The organism is Enterobacter cloacae complex sp. 2022EL-00981, from assembly GCF_028737495.1.
Classification (GTDB): Bacteria; Pseudomonadota; Gammaproteobacteria; order Enterobacterales; family Enterobacteriaceae; genus Enterobacter; species Enterobacter cloacae.
In genome coordinates, this window is sequence record NZ_JAQZRK010000012.1 from 16,859 (window position 1) to 29,629 (window position 12,771).

Below are 12,771 nucleotides of genomic sequence, written 5' to 3' on the forward strand. Positions count from 1 at the left end.
TGCCAAAGGACATTTAAGCAGATATTCTCCGGCGTTTCGCTGGGCTTTGGTGCTCGATCCAGTGGTTTATCTCATCGCGGTTATACATGATTGGGCTGTTTTGCTTAGGTGCCATATCAGGGGCAACATGGCGATAATGCTTTCCCTCCATCCAGGTAGACCGGCGGGCATGCTGAATCATGTGCTTTGACATGCCGGTTGTCGCAGTTAAAAGTTCCTCTGTGACCCATTTATTCGGTACCAACTGAATAATGTCGCTCATGGTTTTCTCCAGGCAAAAAGAAGCCGCCCGTAGGCGGCAATAACATCAAGGGATGTGATGCAGTGCTTTCGCACCCAATAGCCAGCTCATAACTGGCTATCAGTTGCGTCATAACTGACTGCGGATTTTTTCCAGATATTCAGGGTCAGGGGCAATCTCGTCACATAATTCAGGCTCTTCGAGAGCATCACGAAAAGCAGCCGCTACAATCTTCCCACCCAAAAACTCCATACCAGCGCTAACTGGTGGCTCTTTACCGTCCTCATACTCAAATACGAACGTCATCTTTCCCATAATTTCTCCTCATGCCGCACGCTGGGCGCGCAGCGATTTGATATGCTCGCTCGTCTCCAGTTCGGCGCGTATCTGCGTCGCCTCACGGTGATCGAGGTGCTCAAAATCATTGTTAAAACGGTCTATTGAAGCGGTGTTTATCCGGCCCTGTCGCCAGTAGCGGACTATCTGTGATGTGCAACTGTGGATGATGACGGGCCAACCGTGCTGGTCAGCGTAAATCTGACCCCGTTGAATTAGCTTGAACATTTTGTTGTACCACCGGTATTGAAAGGTCGATACACCAGGAAATTAGTGAAACTTCATCTTCTGATTTCGGATCGCCGTAAACGTAGCTTTTAGCTCCTGGCCTTCCTTTTGCAGGGTCGAAAACTTCAATTCCCCGCTCTGCTGTTAGCGAGATGAGAATCTGATGTAGCCCACCAGTTATGTTTAGCGATGGAACCGTAAGGAAATAAATAAAACCATAAAGCAATTCAGCCTTTCGCTGGCTGCCATAGAAATACGGGATTTTGTAATAATCCAGCGCATCGTCCAGCCAGTCTGTTTTGTCGTGGAATGCCTGATGCCAACGCGCCACAACTTCATCGACAGGCTGACCGGCAACCATAGCTACGCATGTAGCCATGCAGGTATTGAAGGTTGGTTGTTGTTGATGCTGCAACATTACAGCCCCCTCTGCTTACGCATTAGTTCAAACTCTTCAAGAACCCTTTTCTTTGCTTTCTGGTAGGCCTCGGAAGCCGCTTCTTCTGTATCGTAATCACCAAGATAAATGTCTTTATAATTGACAGTTATCCTTGCGGACCACCTACCTGATGGGCGTTGAGTTACACCAACAAATCGAGATTTGCTTCCTTTCAATTTCCTTCTGTTCAACTGCTGTTCAGATGGCGTGGCCCAACGACAATTTTCCGGTGAATACCCTTTGTCATTATCGATGCGGTCCAGCGTAAGCCCATCAGGACGAGCGCCCATATCAGCGTAAAACGAGTTGAAGTCATGCCATTGATGGCAGACATTTATTCCTCTACCGCCATAATCCTTGTATCTCTTATCTTTAGGGTTTTCGCATCTATGTAGCATCAACTCCCAAATCCTATATTCTGAAGAACTCGACATTCCGTGAGTCCTTTTTGCTTCAATCTTTAAGCAGCCACATGATTTTGTGTGTCCACTTTTAACGAAACAAAGGCGAATAATTTTAGTGCTTCCGCAATCACAGGAAAATTTACCCTTGTAAACCCCTTTTTCATCTTTGGGGAAAGGCTCAATTAGCGTGAGCATGCCCACCTTTTCGCCAACATCAAATTTCACGCGCATATCATTTCCCCACCTGTTTCAACCGTAGTTCGATATCATTGGCGCAACTAACGCACGTCTGGCAGCCGGGAACGGCAGCGCGTCGCGTCTCGGGAATTGGTTCGTCGCATTCTTCACAACGCTCAGCTGAAACAGCGCTGTGGTCGATGCGGTGGGTGTAAAGGGCAGCGTTACGCTGAAGCTCTTCAATCTCTGCTGCGGTGTCGATGATATCGCCCATTGTCAATGCTCCCGGAACTGTCGGTTAATTCGGTTGAAGGTGAACGCCAGCAATAAAAAAGGCCGACTTAGCGACCTGGTGATTAGTGCCTTCATGCTGCACCGCCATTTTTTTCGGCTAGCATCAGTCTTCCGTCGCATAGAGCGCGGACGATTTCCTGATACTCCCAGCCGAAGTACATGCTCTCGACGTAGACCCGTAGAGGAGGATAATCATGCTGTTTGCGGCGAATGAAAGCCTCCGCTGCTTCACGGGTAAAATGAGCGTTGATGTTCTGCCACTCTTTACGTGTACCGCAGACAGTGTGTCCGTCAAGGTCCGCCAGTACTTCCCACTGAGCGTCTTCATCGAGATCCGTAAAGGCTGTGTCGCATTGGTCAATGCAGAAGGCGTTTAACTCTTCCTGCTGCTGTTCATCCAGATCGTCCCAATACTCTTGAGGGCTGTCCCATTCGCATTCTTCGAAATGGACTATCTTCGATTCGCCGTACTCTTCTGCCAGGCCATAAATGGTTGCCTGCTTCTGAACCATGAAAATCGGATCGGCGGTGGCGTGACGATTAACACCATCGCCGCGATGGTGATACCTCAAGCGCTCAATGAAATCTGCGAATGTCTCCGGAGTTAATTTCGCTCCGTCTGCTATCGAATTGCTCATGAATCAACTCCGAAGCGGCGATTAAGCCGGCCTGTGTATACGACGAACTCCAGGAGGCTAACTCCCAGAGCTTCAATTTTCTTGTGATGCTTGTTGATGATGGGAGGCACCGTTTCGTTCCAGTTTGGCTTTGGCTTCTTGCGCATGGCCTGCTGTATTTCCTCGGTGCAGCGGCGGCAGGCGGCGCGGACGGCGTTTTCATTTGCTGGCGTCATGCGGCCTCCCGGCGGGCGAGAAGTTTCGCCCCGAAAGCCATCAACTCGTCCCGGTCCACAGTTGCGAAGTGGCAGTGTGTACGCGGATACGGTCGCCAGATAATGAGCATGCTGCCTTTATTATTTCCGCTGACTGGCTTACCGGTGACCGGGTTGATAAATGCCAGCCGCCCGGCGGTGATGAAGCGAACCTCGCTGGCGGTCTGAATAGCTTCCTTGAACCAGCCAACCGATGTGTCTGCCGGTACCAGCATGACCGTACCGATCTGATTGGAGCTCTCGGCGGCAGCCTTCCTAACGAACGGCGTGATATCGCTGTATGGCGGGTTAAGCCAGACGTAGCCAGGAATGCTCAGGTAATCAGACCATGGCGTTTCCAGCGTGTTCTGCTCGGCTGTGATGAACTTCCTGCACAGCGCGTTATGCGGCGCGGCGGCGGCATCCAACTGGAAGCAAAACTCAGCATCAAGGGAAGCGAAGAGGGCTGGTGGAGTGCGCCAGAGGTCTCGCTGGTCGAGCGGGGTTTTACTTCCACCATAATCACCCTTCAACTTCTCGGCTGGCAGCGCGGCGGCGATGCGCTCACCAATCCATCGCATTACCGGTACCGCCATACTGTTGCCGATCGCTTTGTAGCGTGGCCCGTCCGGGCATTCAGCAGCATCCTTTCCGCGCCAGCTGATCTTGGTGTGATCGTCAGGAAAGCCCTGAAGCCGCTCGCACTCAATCGGCGTAAGCCGTCGAACTGCCACGCCATGCATTGCCGCTGGTGAAAGATTGGTTCCGCTGCTGGCGCTGGTTAATGTCGGTGATTGCTCTTCCGCATAACCAATGCCACCCGCTTTCGCACCCTGTCCTGCCTTGAATGCATAAGCAATAGCTGGAGGTTGGCCGCTGTTAGCATGGCTTTTATCGTGGTTGCCTGCGCGAATCGTTGGAGACAGATCCGGCGTTGCATCAGCGCCATTATCTTTGTAGCTAAATGCAATGCAGGCGTTTTCTTGCCCGTTGTTTCGTCCAAGAGTGTGTGCTAGCTCTCGGTTGGTGTCAGGATCCTGCGTACCGTGCACTGCGAAAGTCTCGGTATCGAAATCCATTCTGACTCCATGCGCGGTACATGCCGTAGCAACATCGATGTTTCCACTGGTATTTCCGCCGCCGAAAGCCACAACTGGGACACCTCTCCCGGTTCCGTCCTCACTGCCATCAAACCCTTCACCCTTTAATGTGTGGCTAACGTCACCATTAGCGCACTCAGCTATCAGGTGTCCTGCTTGTGCCTGATTGTCGTCAGCGCCACACGTTCCAACGCCTCGTGCAGTAAGGGCGGCAACAGCCTTTTGCGTTTCTCGGCGCGGCGCAGAATCCCGGCGCACGCTGTCGAGCTCAAAAAGTACCGCTGCGGGATCGAATCCTTTTCGAGCACTTGCGACAACGAACACACGGCGGCGTCGTTGGGCCACTCCGAAAAATTGAGCATCAAGGACGCGCCAGGCAATAACCCTTTCTGGTCCAGACACACAACCTGCGTGCGTCCATTTTCCCCCTGCTGGCTGCAATTCACTGCTTTCTCCGGCAAGTCCTGCCAGAAAGCACCCGAAGGCATTGTCTTTGCTGCTGAGCACGCCGGGGACGTTTTCCCAGACGATGATTGCTTCTGGCTCACCGCGTTCGCGGCGCTTTGCGTCGATTGCATTGGCTATTTCCACGTAAGAGAGGGTTAACTGCCCGCGGTCATCAGACAGGCCTTCACGTAAACCGGCGATGCTGAATGCCTGGCAAGGCGTACCGCCGACCAGAACATCAGGCGCTTCTACTTCACCAGTGCACACCGCATCGGCGATTTTTGTCATGTCGCCGAGGTTTGTTACTTCCGGCCAGTGATTGGCGAGGACAGCTGAGGGGAATGGTTCGATTTCAGAGAACCAGGCAGGTTTCCATCCGAGAGGTTCCCACGCTTTGCTGGCAGCCTCGATGCCGCTGCACACGCTTCCGTATTTCATGATGCACGCTCCGGATCGTTAACATCCCAGCCATTACGCTCAATATTGGTTTGCAGCCGCTTATCTCCTACCTCTTCAATGCTGCGGCCGGTAATCTCTGCGACCTCAGCGTTTGAGTGTCTCCACAGCAGCGCCAGTTCTTCGGTAGTCCATTCAGGCATGACTTTTCCTCCTGACGATCGGGCAAGTGAGTTGCGCTTGCTGCGCACGGAGTGGATAGAGCGGCCGGTTGCCGCGGCGATTTCTTCGGGAGTGAATCGTCCAAACAGAAACAGCTCTGCTTTGGTCCACTTCCTGCAGTTGGTATTGCCCGGGAGTTTCACATCAAGACGAGCGGCTTGTGTGCAAACGGCGCGCTCAGTTCTTTCCAGTTTTTCGGCAATCAATGAGATGGGCATCTGTCCTGCAACTTCATGCAGGAACAGGTTTTCCCACGGCTGCCAGTGATTGGCACCCATTGTTATCTCCATTGCTCGCCAAACGTGAATCCGATCTCTGCAAGCGCCTCGTCCATCTTCTCTATGAACTCCGGCACCATTTCGTTGAAATCGGACATGTACTGCGGATCCCGCTCAACGACGACGTGGTGAATACCTTCGCGCTTCATGCGCGGGTCGTAGTTGGCAAAGAACCAGGCGTCTTTACCGGTCACCCACATGCTGTACTGTACCTGGGCCATGTACGCAGACTTGATTGCTTCGAAACCGCCAAGGCGGAATTTCATGAAGTCGCGGGATGTGAACGGGCATTTCAATTCGAGGCCGAAATCGTTACTACAAAGGCCGTCAGGGGAGCACGCAGTGCGCATGCTCTCGTCACGGAACAGGATCGGAGACTCCGTGACTTTCACGTCAGTGGTGAACTCGAAAAGGGTGCGTGCGTCTTCCTCGTACTGCTTGCCCCAGGCCAGCGCCTTGGCGTTAACCTCTGGCGCTACGCCGGTGCATACCTCGGCGAGTAGGGTGTGGAAGTAGGACATTTTCATGTCTGTCCACTTGGTGCCAGATCGAGGCTTGGAAATGACGTTGTGAGCGTCAGAGGCAGTAATAACTCCGAGCCTTAATTTGGCCCATGCTTCATCACCTTGCTCTACGGTGGACACATCTATGCCGGTCCGGGCCTGGATAATTTCTGGTGTCATGCTGCCGCCTTAGCTTTTTTCTGAAGGAAGTTGAACCCTTTCTGAGCCTCTTCTTCAGTAAGCTCTGACGCCTCAAGAATTGGCCGTTTGAAGATGTCGCTGCACAGTGGGAGGAAGTCTTTCTCCCAGTCTTTATCCAGGGTCGTTAAGAGATCGGTGATCGCCTGAAGCGTTTCTTCGCTTGCTGCTGGTGGAAGCGCTTCTGTGGTGCTGCGCGGCGTGACGTCACGGATATCAACGTCCAGTGATTTGCCTTCCATTTCTTCGGCGGTAGGCTGCTGTCCAATCTCAGGCCATGCCTTACGCAACGCCTGGGCTTCCGCGCATTTCGCCAGCTGTCCGTATGGGCGCTTTTTCCACATCGCGTTCGGCGCCGTGGTGTCGCGGCCGCCGGTGGCATAGTTCTCAATCCAGTATTCTTTGGCACTGAACTCGACGATCTCGCCGCTGGGCATGCGTTTGTAGACGGTGTATTTGCACCATTGAGGGAAAGTTACTTCGACACCAGAAAGCGTCTGAGTCGTGTCTGGCCCGAACTCTGGTTCGCGGGCCCCGGCATAATCGCCGGAGCGGTCCGCCTGAATGCGGTAAAGCCCGATGCCCGGCATGACCACGTCGCGCCATTCGCTTTTACCCGTTCTTGAGTCTTTGACGCTCATCGGCACGAGGTGAACGGGCTTCAGCAACGGATCCAACTGGCGGGCACGGCAGTAATCGAGCGCCATCATTACCGATTCGTCTTTGGCGCCAGGGTAGATACTGTTCTTCAGCGCGCTCCAGGTAGCGACGTCGATGCCTTTTTCCTGCAGCGCGCCCGCCGTGATTGTTAATTCGTTTGCCATCGTTAATCCCCTCAAAAATTAAAACGGGCAGCCGGTACGGTGTTCCCAGTCGTATTCCGCCTGGGCGTAAGCAACTGCCGAAATGAAATCGTTGTAGGCCTCGCCAACTTTATCGCTGCGAAGTCCTTCGTATGGTCTGGAGTCAATCGGGATCGTGAAGTGGAAGAGGCCGGACGGCTCTTTTGGCATCATGTCGATGATTTGCTGCGCCCGGTCGTCGACCCACTTCTCTTTCTCGTCGGTGAGCTGCTGCTCAACCCAGCGCCGATCTTCGATGCGGTCGTAAGTGAGGTATGCGTTCATGGCTGAACTCCTGAAATTTGGATGTGCAGATCCCGCCCTCTGGTGACAGGCAGCAGTTGAATTGGTTAAGGGTTATTTGCCGATGGATCTGAAAATGCGTATATGGCTAGTTGATTGCTTCGTTAAGCATTTTCTCTATAGCCAGCTTGCCATCATTTATCTGAGCAACTTGCTTATCGAAGTTCTCCTGGTAGTGGGCGAGATTCTTTTCCGATGCAGAGAAGAGGCGTTCTTTGATTTTTTGTAACTCATCCATGCTGAAAACAATACCCATATTGCGGCACTTTTTGACATCATCAATGCTCAGGCCGTTACCATTGAGTTTTTCCATGGCAATGCGCTTAACACACTGCCTGGCTTCTTCAATGGTCTTGTAGAACTCAACCGTATCACTTCCCCCACTGCCATCTGAATAGCGATTTACTCGTAATGCGATATCTCCATTGGTGCTACCCAAAAGAGATAAGCACTTGATACCTTCAAAGTTTTTACGTCCATAGTAGTTGTCAATTGAAGACATAAAATCTTCAAATTTTTCAATGGAGGGCACACCGTAATCACGACGAATGGCAAATTTAACCTGCCCGGTCATTACATCTGCGAAATGGTCCAGGTCAGCATCATTGATATGATCTGAGAACGCTTTGACCTGCTTAACCATTTCTCTCCAGAAGCTTAATGTGTTCTGTAGGTTGCTAATTTCCGAGCTGATCTTCTCAATTTTCAACTTTGCATCAGCAAGGGCTTTTTCTTGTTTTGCTTTTTCACGAGACGACCATGTTTCAACTGGCTGGTCATGCAGGCTCTTTACCACAAAACGCTCGCCACCAGGGATTTCATCACCCTGTTGAGTGACAAAAACTTCCTGGACGATCGTTTCCTGATTATTCAGCGCACCAACGACAACGACCTTACGGCCGTCAGAAAGAAATTTAGTTTCCATGACAAAGTCCTTAATGGGTAAGAGGGTTGCCGTGACCGTCCAGAAGGACGTCAATCACGCAGTCACTGAGGCGGATAATCTCTGCATCGGTGTGCAGATACACCCATTTTCGCTCCTGAATGACTGCTGATACGCGATAGGTGCGACCTTCATGCATTGCCATCATGCCTGGCGTGACGCACTGGCGAATGAGCGGGGTGGTACCGTAGTGATTGATCATACCTTCACCTCAACCTGTTTCATGAGGCCAGCGATATTCATCTGTTGGCGGTTCAGCACCAGTTTTTCCCGCGGTGCCGATAGCGACGTCAGTTGCCACTCGTTATCGTTGAGCTTTTTGGCGGTGTACTGCTTGCCGTTGTGGGTGACTGTCATCATTGCAGGACAACCTTATGCCCATGCTGGACAAGCTCACCCGCTTCCATGCCCACATTCAGCCAGAAGCTTAATGCCAGAAGAACGTCATCTTCGTTTTGGCAGTGGCAGGCATTAACAAATTCCTGAACCGTCTTAACTGCGAGTTTTGCCATTTCTGGCTCAGTCAGGCGTGATATTGGCTGTTCTTTGCTCATAAATCCTCTTGGCCTTATCGCGGCGAACGGAACGGTTAATACAAGACTTCTGCGCTAATGGGCGGTGGATGGCCGCCGGTTGTCATAACTAAGCCGCCTCGGTGAGGCGACTGAGGTATGAAGATTGCTTTATTACGCACCATTGCCGCTCTCCCTGAGCCCGCCGGGCGTCCGACGCATGGTTTACTGTCGCGCCGTTCGACTGACCGAATCTCCACTTCGTCGCTGGCTAACTTCGCTCAGCTGTCGATGTTTCGTTTCGATGGGTGGATAATCACATATTGTGTTTTATTGGTCAACACGAATTGTGATTAATGATGACAACAAAGCGTGTTGTTGCTGATTTGAAAGGGAATTTATTTTTTTAAATACCAGTGCTACGCTTAAAAAAACAGCAGGAGGGATGTGCATGGTTCTGGATGAAGAGCGTATAAGCATGAAAATTCAGGCGATGGGGCGGGCGGTGATGGAATTGTCACTGGCTGATTTACCCATGACCCAGCAAAACATCATCGACAAGCTGAAGCAGTACCGGAAGGAAACAGGAAACGTGATAGGGAAGGGCGTGAACAGGGATGCGGCTGAGATAGTGCGGAAAGGCTTATAGATGGTTAACGGTGTCACCAATGGTAAATCGTTTACCAAGGATGACAGCGTTTACCAGAGGGATCGGGTTGTTTACCAGCTGGCGGGGAATAGACGCCGTTAATGCCAGCATCCCATAATATTCAATTGGTTACGCTGACGTGGTGGTGGTGGTCGAATGGGGATCGGCAGACACAAAAAAACCGGCACGCGGCCGGTTTTGTTTACAACTCTCGCTTGGCTGTAATTTTTATTGGATCATTCTTCTGAGCTGATGGCACCTGCAAAGGGCTGAGTCCAGCTTTGGAACAAAGCGAAGTAACATGCTCTTTCCAATACGGCCAAGCCGCATTGTTAATTATGTCATCAGCGCTAAACTTTTCTATCTCTTCGATTGTTACAACTGAGTCTGAGTCAAAAACAACATCGTGCTGAGCTTCAATTTCGAACAGAACTTTAGATGTTTCTGGATCTTGCCCTGCTTCAGTTGCTCTTATCGAACATTGCAGCCTGAAAAGACATGCGCATCGACTTATCTTAGTTAGCTCTTCATCTTCATACTTTTCAGCAACTTGTACGCTAACAATACGGTTATTCGAGTGAAGGGTTAGATCCATGCCCTCTAACATAAAAATGTTTGTGTCAGCATCAAAAGTGAGAGAAGACTTTCTCAACAGTACATCTTTTACTTCTCTTAAAATCATAATTTACTACCTAAGGCAATCGTTTCAATCATATGCCAAGTATTATGCTGAGTTGGTTCAGACACATAATTCTGGATGACGACTTTTACCGAATCTTCAGCAGGACTTTTCGCGTATTTAAGGTGACCAGTTTTTGAAACAAGATAAGTCTTGATCATCTCTAACTCGGTAGTGCGATTGGTATACTCTACGGTGGTTACGGCTGGACAACCTTTACGGAGAAACTCAAAAGCAGCGGGAACCGAGTAAGCCGTTCTTAAAAGCTTATCCAGCGCAAATGATTGCGTAACGTCACCATTTTCATATTTAGTAAACGCGTTTTTGCCCCCACCAAAAATGATTGCTGCTTCAGATTGGGTAAGATGTAAATCCTCTCTGATTGCCTTTATCTGACCGCCTGTAAGCAATCCATCAGCTTCTCGATAAAAATCAGTCATCTGGCGTTTGTTAAATTTTGCCTGCTGAACTGTCAGAGTTTCTGAGCCACATGATTCGCAAACAGATGCATGGAACGGGACCTCTTTTTTAAAACCCTCAAACTCCCTGAGGATTTTGGTTTTCGTTTCATGCAACCCTTCATCCCCGCATATTGGGCAGAGTGAATAACGTTTCATGATTTGTCCTTAGTTTTCAGTTGATTCATGCAATGAAATGACTGCTACCGTGTTTCCAGAGTCTAAAAGGCATACTTTTACGTATAACATAACTGTGCACTCGCAACGTTCGTGGGGTATGTACAATTGCGCAGGCACTACATAAGCATCACATGCAAATAGTCCTTTCGGAGCGTTACCATTGCACCACTGTGAGTTGATGTATCGCCCACCTTTTAAGGCTAGTTCTACGTATGTACGAACATCCCCCAGATCCACACGATGAAGTGCTAAAAAATCATTTGTCTTATGTGTAACAGAGTTTACTTGGCACCTTGCTAACTCCGCCAGGAGGTTAGGATACAGCGGGCCTCCCTCAATGATGCGCTCTTCGCCATCTCTCAAGGGCTCCTTTGGCGCACCAGTCTTATACCTACTACATATCTTTATTACCATTATGGTAAGTCCAGGGTGAAAATGTCAACAGGAAGAAGTCTCAAATATGTATGATATTGTTTGCACGGTATTCTGAAATTACTATTTGAATCAATAGTCTGTGCATTTTATATTTAGCACATTTAAACTAAACGCAACTTTGTCTCTACAGCAACCCCAATAATCCGGCAGTTACCATTAATCGGCACGAGTGGCCATTGCGGGTTAAGGCCCTTCAGGTACTTCTGCCCACCATCGATCACCAGCTTCTTAAAAGTCGCCTCGTTAGAATCGGATAGCTTTGCTATTACCAAGCTTCCGTTGATCGCCTCCCGACCAGTATCGAAGAGGACAAAGGTTCCTTCAGGAATGCTCAAGCCAGCTGGCGCCGTCATTGAGTCACCATCAACCTGCAGCCAGAACGCCTCCCCCTGAATGTGAGCATCTGATTCAAGCCAAAGGTCGATATCTTTAAGGGTGTACGGCTCAACAGCTTCGCACCATGCTCCTGCCTGCACCTTGCTTATAACTGGGTATTTATCACCTGGCTTGTAAGGGCCTTTGTAGTCATCGCCAAAAAGCAGCTCGGCAGGCGCAACCCCCAGCGCCTTAGCTATTACAGTTGCATCATCAACGCTAACGCTCCTGGTGCCTGATTCGTAATTCCCTATGCGTGACTGCGAGGCCCACCCGCAAAGCTCTGCGAGAGCCTTTTGTGACAGCCCTTTATCTTCGCGAAGTCGCTTAATGCGGCCCGCTATATCTTCGATTCTATTCATTCTCATTTTGTATCACGCGCCGTGTTAAAAAGCTTTACACGAATTGTGTTGATTAATAATCACGAATTGTGTTTAATGATGCTGAGTGACCATTCTTGAAAGGATCAGCATGAACAATATCGCCAACGAACGTAAGAAGCTTGGCATCACTCAATCAGAGTTAGCAGGTTCGTGCGGCTGGAACCAGTCCCGCCTTGCTAACTATGAAGCTGGCATACGAGCACCAGACCTGGATTCGTGCCGCCGCCTGGTTGATGCGATGAATAAGCTGGGGAGCAATACATCTCTCGATGCGTTGTTCCCACCAAAAAATAATGCCGCCTGATTGGCGGCCCTAACCACGAAAGGGAAAGCAATGCATTCACTTGCGTATCAACACAATACCGGAATCCACCCGGGAGCGATGATAAACCGCGCTCAAGCTAAAGCGGCGCCAGACCACGAAAAGATCCGCGATGCGGTCCGGGCATGGTCGTCGGCGCTGGACAATCAGGACGTCGTTTCGGCGCTGATCATCAACGAATACCGGGAGCAGGGCGGTACCGCCATCAGCTTTCCGGAAGACATCAGCCGGGCGCGCCAGAAACTGTTTCGCTTCCTGGATAATCGCTTCGACTCCGAGCAGTACCGCGAGAACGTGCGCCAGCTGACGCCCGCAATCATGGCCGTGCTGCCTGTTGAGTATCGCACTCGCCTTATCGGTGCCGATTGCAAAATGTCTCGTCTGGCTGAAGCCGAGAAAGAACTCGCTGAGGCTAAACAGGCCGTGCTGCTGGACGCTCCAGAGCATCAGAAGCTGAAAGAGGTAAGCGAGGGTATAGCGTCGCTGTTCCGCCTCATGCCAGAGCATGTAGGCCCACTGATGACGATGGTTACATCGATGCTGGGGGTTATATGAG

Annotated in this window: 23 protein-coding genes and 1 pseudogene; 3 read left to right on the forward strand and 21 right to left on the reverse strand. The window is 50.6% G+C overall.

All coding sequences use genetic code 11. The features are described from left to right. Nucleotides 1-13 precede the first annotated feature (13 nt). The 18 genes and pseudogenes from PUZ33_RS12155 to PUZ33_RS12235 form a co-directional block, all read right to left on the reverse strand. Nucleotides 14-262: an excisionase family protein gene (locus PUZ33_RS12155; protein ID WP_022650951.1), complete on the reverse strand. Its 249-nt coding sequence runs from the start codon at nt 260-262 to the stop codon at nt 14-16. A gap of 108 nt (nt 263-370) precedes the next feature. Beyond that, complete coding sequence (locus PUZ33_RS12160; RefSeq protein ID WP_071284225.1) at nt 371-556, reverse strand: hypothetical protein; 186 nt, start codon at nt 554-556, stop codon at nt 371-373. Nucleotides 557-565: 9 nt separating this feature from the next. Beyond that, nucleotides 566-805: a DUF4222 domain-containing protein gene (locus tag PUZ33_RS12165; RefSeq protein WP_252107734.1), complete on the reverse strand. Its 240-nt coding sequence runs from the start codon at nt 803-805 to the stop codon at nt 566-568. Next, entirely contained in the window at nt 768-1,223 is a 456-nt protein-coding gene (locus PUZ33_RS12170) for a hypothetical protein (RefSeq protein WP_139964092.1), read from the reverse strand. Before PUZ33_RS12170 ends, PUZ33_RS12165 begins: the two co-directional genes overlap by 38 nt. Further along, on the reverse strand, nt 1,223-1,879 hold the full coding sequence (locus tag PUZ33_RS12175; RefSeq protein WP_252107732.1) for an AP2/ERF family transcription factor: 657 nt from the start codon (nt 1,877-1,879) through the stop codon (nt 1,223-1,225). Before PUZ33_RS12175 ends, PUZ33_RS12170 begins: the two co-directional genes overlap by 1 nt. Before the next feature lies 1 nt (nt 1,880). Further along, nucleotides 1,881-2,099: a TraR/DksA family transcriptional regulator gene (locus PUZ33_RS12180; RefSeq protein WP_252107730.1), complete on the reverse strand. Its 219-nt coding sequence runs from the start codon at nt 2,097-2,099 to the stop codon at nt 1,881-1,883. Between the two features lie 91 nt (nt 2,100-2,190). Further along, nucleotides 2,191-2,757: a hypothetical protein gene (locus PUZ33_RS12185; RefSeq protein WP_252107728.1), complete on the reverse strand. Its 567-nt coding sequence runs from the start codon at nt 2,755-2,757 to the stop codon at nt 2,191-2,193. Beyond that, nucleotides 2,754-2,972, reverse strand: coding sequence for a hypothetical protein (locus tag PUZ33_RS12190; protein ID WP_097290175.1), 219 nt, complete (start codon nt 2,970-2,972; stop codon nt 2,754-2,756). Before PUZ33_RS12190 ends, PUZ33_RS12185 begins: the two co-directional genes overlap by 4 nt. Next, nucleotides 2,969-3,571, reverse strand: coding sequence for a phage N-6-adenine-methyltransferase (locus tag PUZ33_RS25150; RefSeq protein WP_337995330.1), 603 nt, complete (start codon nt 3,569-3,571; stop codon nt 2,969-2,971). Before PUZ33_RS25150 ends, PUZ33_RS12190 begins: the two co-directional genes overlap by 4 nt. Beyond that, nucleotides 3,560-4,975, reverse strand: a pseudogene (dcm, locus tag PUZ33_RS12195) (DNA (cytosine-5-)-methyltransferase); the annotation flags it as partial. The gene PUZ33_RS25150 and the pseudogene dcm, both read right to left, overlap by 12 nt. Beyond that, nucleotides 4,972-5,433 (reverse strand): hypothetical protein, encoded by a 462-nt coding sequence (locus PUZ33_RS12200; protein ID WP_252107742.1) that lies wholly within the window; start codon nt 5,431-5,433, stop codon nt 4,972-4,974. The pseudogene dcm and the gene PUZ33_RS12200, both read right to left, overlap by 4 nt. Nucleotides 5,434-5,435: 2 nt before the next feature. Next, entirely contained in the window at nt 5,436-6,116 is a 681-nt protein-coding gene (locus PUZ33_RS12205; RefSeq protein ID WP_252107724.1) for a lambda exonuclease family protein, read from the reverse strand. Next, nucleotides 6,113-6,958, reverse strand: coding sequence for a phage recombination protein Bet (bet, locus tag PUZ33_RS12210; protein WP_252107723.1), 846 nt, complete (start codon nt 6,956-6,958; stop codon nt 6,113-6,115). Before bet ends, PUZ33_RS12205 begins: the two co-directional genes overlap by 4 nt. A gap of 18 nt (nt 6,959-6,976) precedes the next feature. Continuing rightward, entirely contained in the window at nt 6,977-7,261 is a 285-nt protein-coding gene (gamL, locus tag PUZ33_RS12215) for a host nuclease inhibitor GamL (RefSeq protein ID WP_062932850.1), read from the reverse strand. A 106-nt stretch (nt 7,262-7,367) separates the two neighbouring features. Beyond that, the gene (locus PUZ33_RS12220) at nt 7,368-8,204 is read right to left on the reverse strand and encodes a hypothetical protein (RefSeq protein WP_252107721.1); all 837 of its coding nucleotides are present in this window, start codon (nt 8,202-8,204) and stop codon (nt 7,368-7,370) included. 10 nt (nt 8,205-8,214) lie between these two features. Next, nucleotides 8,215-8,424: a hypothetical protein gene (locus PUZ33_RS12225; protein ID WP_023313993.1), complete on the reverse strand. Its 210-nt coding sequence runs from the start codon at nt 8,422-8,424 to the stop codon at nt 8,215-8,217. Next, a complete protein-coding gene (locus PUZ33_RS12230) occupies nt 8,421-8,582 on the reverse strand; it encodes a hypothetical protein (protein WP_252107740.1) in 162 nt (53 codons plus the stop codon). Before PUZ33_RS12230 ends, PUZ33_RS12225 begins: the two co-directional genes overlap by 4 nt. Further along, nucleotides 8,579-8,776, reverse strand: a complete 198-nt coding sequence (locus tag PUZ33_RS12235; protein WP_025760144.1) for a hypothetical protein — start codon at nt 8,774-8,776, stop codon at nt 8,579-8,581. Before PUZ33_RS12235 ends, PUZ33_RS12230 begins: the two co-directional genes overlap by 4 nt. A gap of 409 nt (nt 8,777-9,185) precedes the next feature. Here PUZ33_RS12235 and PUZ33_RS12240 point away from each other — a divergent pair, with 409 nt between their 5' ends. After that, nucleotides 9,186-9,383: a hypothetical protein gene (locus PUZ33_RS12240; protein ID WP_006809783.1), complete on the forward strand. Its 198-nt coding sequence runs from the start codon at nt 9,186-9,188 to the stop codon at nt 9,381-9,383. 202 nt (nt 9,384-9,585) lie between these two features. On the opposite strand, the gene PUZ33_RS12245 is transcribed toward PUZ33_RS12240, so the two are convergent. The 3 genes from PUZ33_RS12245 to PUZ33_RS12255 form a co-directional block, all read right to left on the reverse strand. After that, a complete protein-coding gene (locus tag PUZ33_RS12245) occupies nt 9,586-10,065 on the reverse strand; it encodes a hypothetical protein (RefSeq protein WP_006809782.1) in 480 nt (159 codons plus the stop codon). Further along, entirely contained in the window at nt 10,062-10,679 is a 618-nt protein-coding gene (locus PUZ33_RS12250) for a type II toxin-antitoxin system MqsA family antitoxin (protein ID WP_006809781.1), read from the reverse strand. The genes PUZ33_RS12245 and PUZ33_RS12250 overlap by 4 nt, the downstream gene beginning before the upstream one ends. A gap of 557 nt (nt 10,680-11,236) precedes the next feature. Further along, nucleotides 11,237-11,878 carry a LexA family protein gene (locus PUZ33_RS12255; RefSeq protein WP_006809780.1) on the reverse strand — a complete coding sequence of 214 codons (642 nt, stop codon included), beginning with the start codon at nt 11,876-11,878 and terminating at the stop codon, nt 11,237-11,239. A 103-nt stretch (nt 11,879-11,981) separates the two neighbouring features. On the opposite strand from PUZ33_RS12255, the gene PUZ33_RS12260 reads away from it, so the two are divergent. Further along, nucleotides 11,982-12,197, forward strand: coding sequence for a helix-turn-helix domain-containing protein (locus tag PUZ33_RS12260; RefSeq protein WP_006809779.1), 216 nt, complete (start codon nt 11,982-11,984; stop codon nt 12,195-12,197). Nucleotides 12,198-12,227: 30 nt separating this feature from the next. Further along, nucleotides 12,228-12,770, forward strand: a complete 543-nt coding sequence (locus PUZ33_RS12265; protein ID WP_252107720.1) for a toxin YdaT family protein — start codon at nt 12,228-12,230, stop codon at nt 12,768-12,770. Nucleotide 12,771 lies beyond the last annotated feature (1 nt).

Coding starts and splice junctions, on each gene's coding strand:
- PUZ33_RS12190 (WP_097290175.1), bottom strand. CDS start 2,972: ATGACGCCAGCAAATGAAAACGCCGTCCGCGCCGCCTGCCGCCGCTGC.
- PUZ33_RS12165 (WP_252107734.1), bottom strand. CDS start 805: ATGTTCAAGCTAATTCAACGGGGTCAGATTTACGCTGACCAGCACGGT.
- PUZ33_RS12180 (WP_252107730.1), bottom strand. CDS start 2,099: ATGGGCGATATCATCGACACCGCAGCAGAGATTGAAGAGCTTCAGCGT.
- PUZ33_RS12235 (WP_025760144.1), bottom strand. CDS start 8,776: ATGAGCAAAGAACAGCCAATATCACGCCTGACTGAGCCAGAAATGGCA.
- PUZ33_RS12250 (WP_006809781.1), bottom strand. CDS start 10,679: ATGAAACGTTATTCACTCTGCCCAATATGCGGGGATGAAGGGTTGCAT.
- PUZ33_RS12170 (WP_139964092.1), bottom strand. CDS start 1,223: ATGTTGCAGCATCAACAACAACCAACCTTCAATACCTGCATGGCTACA.
- PUZ33_RS12245 (WP_006809782.1), bottom strand. CDS start 10,065: ATGATTTTAAGAGAAGTAAAAGATGTACTGTTGAGAAAGTCTTCTCTC.
- PUZ33_RS12255 (WP_006809780.1), bottom strand. CDS start 11,878: ATGAGAATGAATAGAATCGAAGATATAGCGGGCCGCATTAAGCGACTT.
- PUZ33_RS12205 (WP_252107724.1), bottom strand. CDS start 6,116: ATGACACCAGAAATTATCCAGGCCCGGACCGGCATAGATGTGTCCACC.
- bet (WP_252107723.1), bottom strand. CDS start 6,958: ATGGCAAACGAATTAACAATCACGGCGGGCGCGCTGCAGGAAAAAGGC.
- PUZ33_RS12230 (WP_252107740.1), bottom strand. CDS start 8,582: ATGATGACAGTCACCCACAACGGCAAGCAGTACACCGCCAAAAAGCTC.
- PUZ33_RS12155 (WP_022650951.1), bottom strand. CDS start 262: ATGAGCGACATTATTCAGTTGGTACCGAATAAATGGGTCACAGAGGAA.
- PUZ33_RS12200 (WP_252107742.1), bottom strand. CDS start 5,433: ATGGGTGCCAATCACTGGCAGCCGTGGGAAAACCTGTTCCTGCATGAA.
- PUZ33_RS12260 (WP_006809779.1), top strand. CDS start 11,982: ATGAACAATATCGCCAACGAACGTAAGAAGCTTGGCATCACTCAATCA.
- gamL (WP_062932850.1), bottom strand. CDS start 7,261: ATGAACGCATACCTCACTTACGACCGCATCGAAGATCGGCGCTGGGTT.
- PUZ33_RS12265 (WP_252107720.1), top strand. CDS start 12,228: ATGCATTCACTTGCGTATCAACACAATACCGGAATCCACCCGGGAGCG.
- PUZ33_RS12240 (WP_006809783.1), top strand. CDS start 9,186: ATGGTTCTGGATGAAGAGCGTATAAGCATGAAAATTCAGGCGATGGGG.
- PUZ33_RS12220 (WP_252107721.1), bottom strand. CDS start 8,204: ATGGAAACTAAATTTCTTTCTGACGGCCGTAAGGTCGTTGTCGTTGGT.
- PUZ33_RS12175 (WP_252107732.1), bottom strand. CDS start 1,879: ATGCGCGTGAAATTTGATGTTGGCGAAAAGGTGGGCATGCTCACGCTA.
- PUZ33_RS25150 (WP_337995330.1), bottom strand. CDS start 3,571: ATGCGATGGATTGGTGAGCGCATCGCCGCCGCGCTGCCAGCCGAGAAG.
- PUZ33_RS12225 (WP_023313993.1), bottom strand. CDS start 8,424: ATGATCAATCACTACGGTACCACCCCGCTCATTCGCCAGTGCGTCACG.
- PUZ33_RS12185 (WP_252107728.1), bottom strand. CDS start 2,757: ATGAGCAATTCGATAGCAGACGGAGCGAAATTAACTCCGGAGACATTC.
- PUZ33_RS12160 (WP_071284225.1), bottom strand. CDS start 556: ATGGGAAAGATGACGTTCGTATTTGAGTATGAGGACGGTAAAGAGCCA.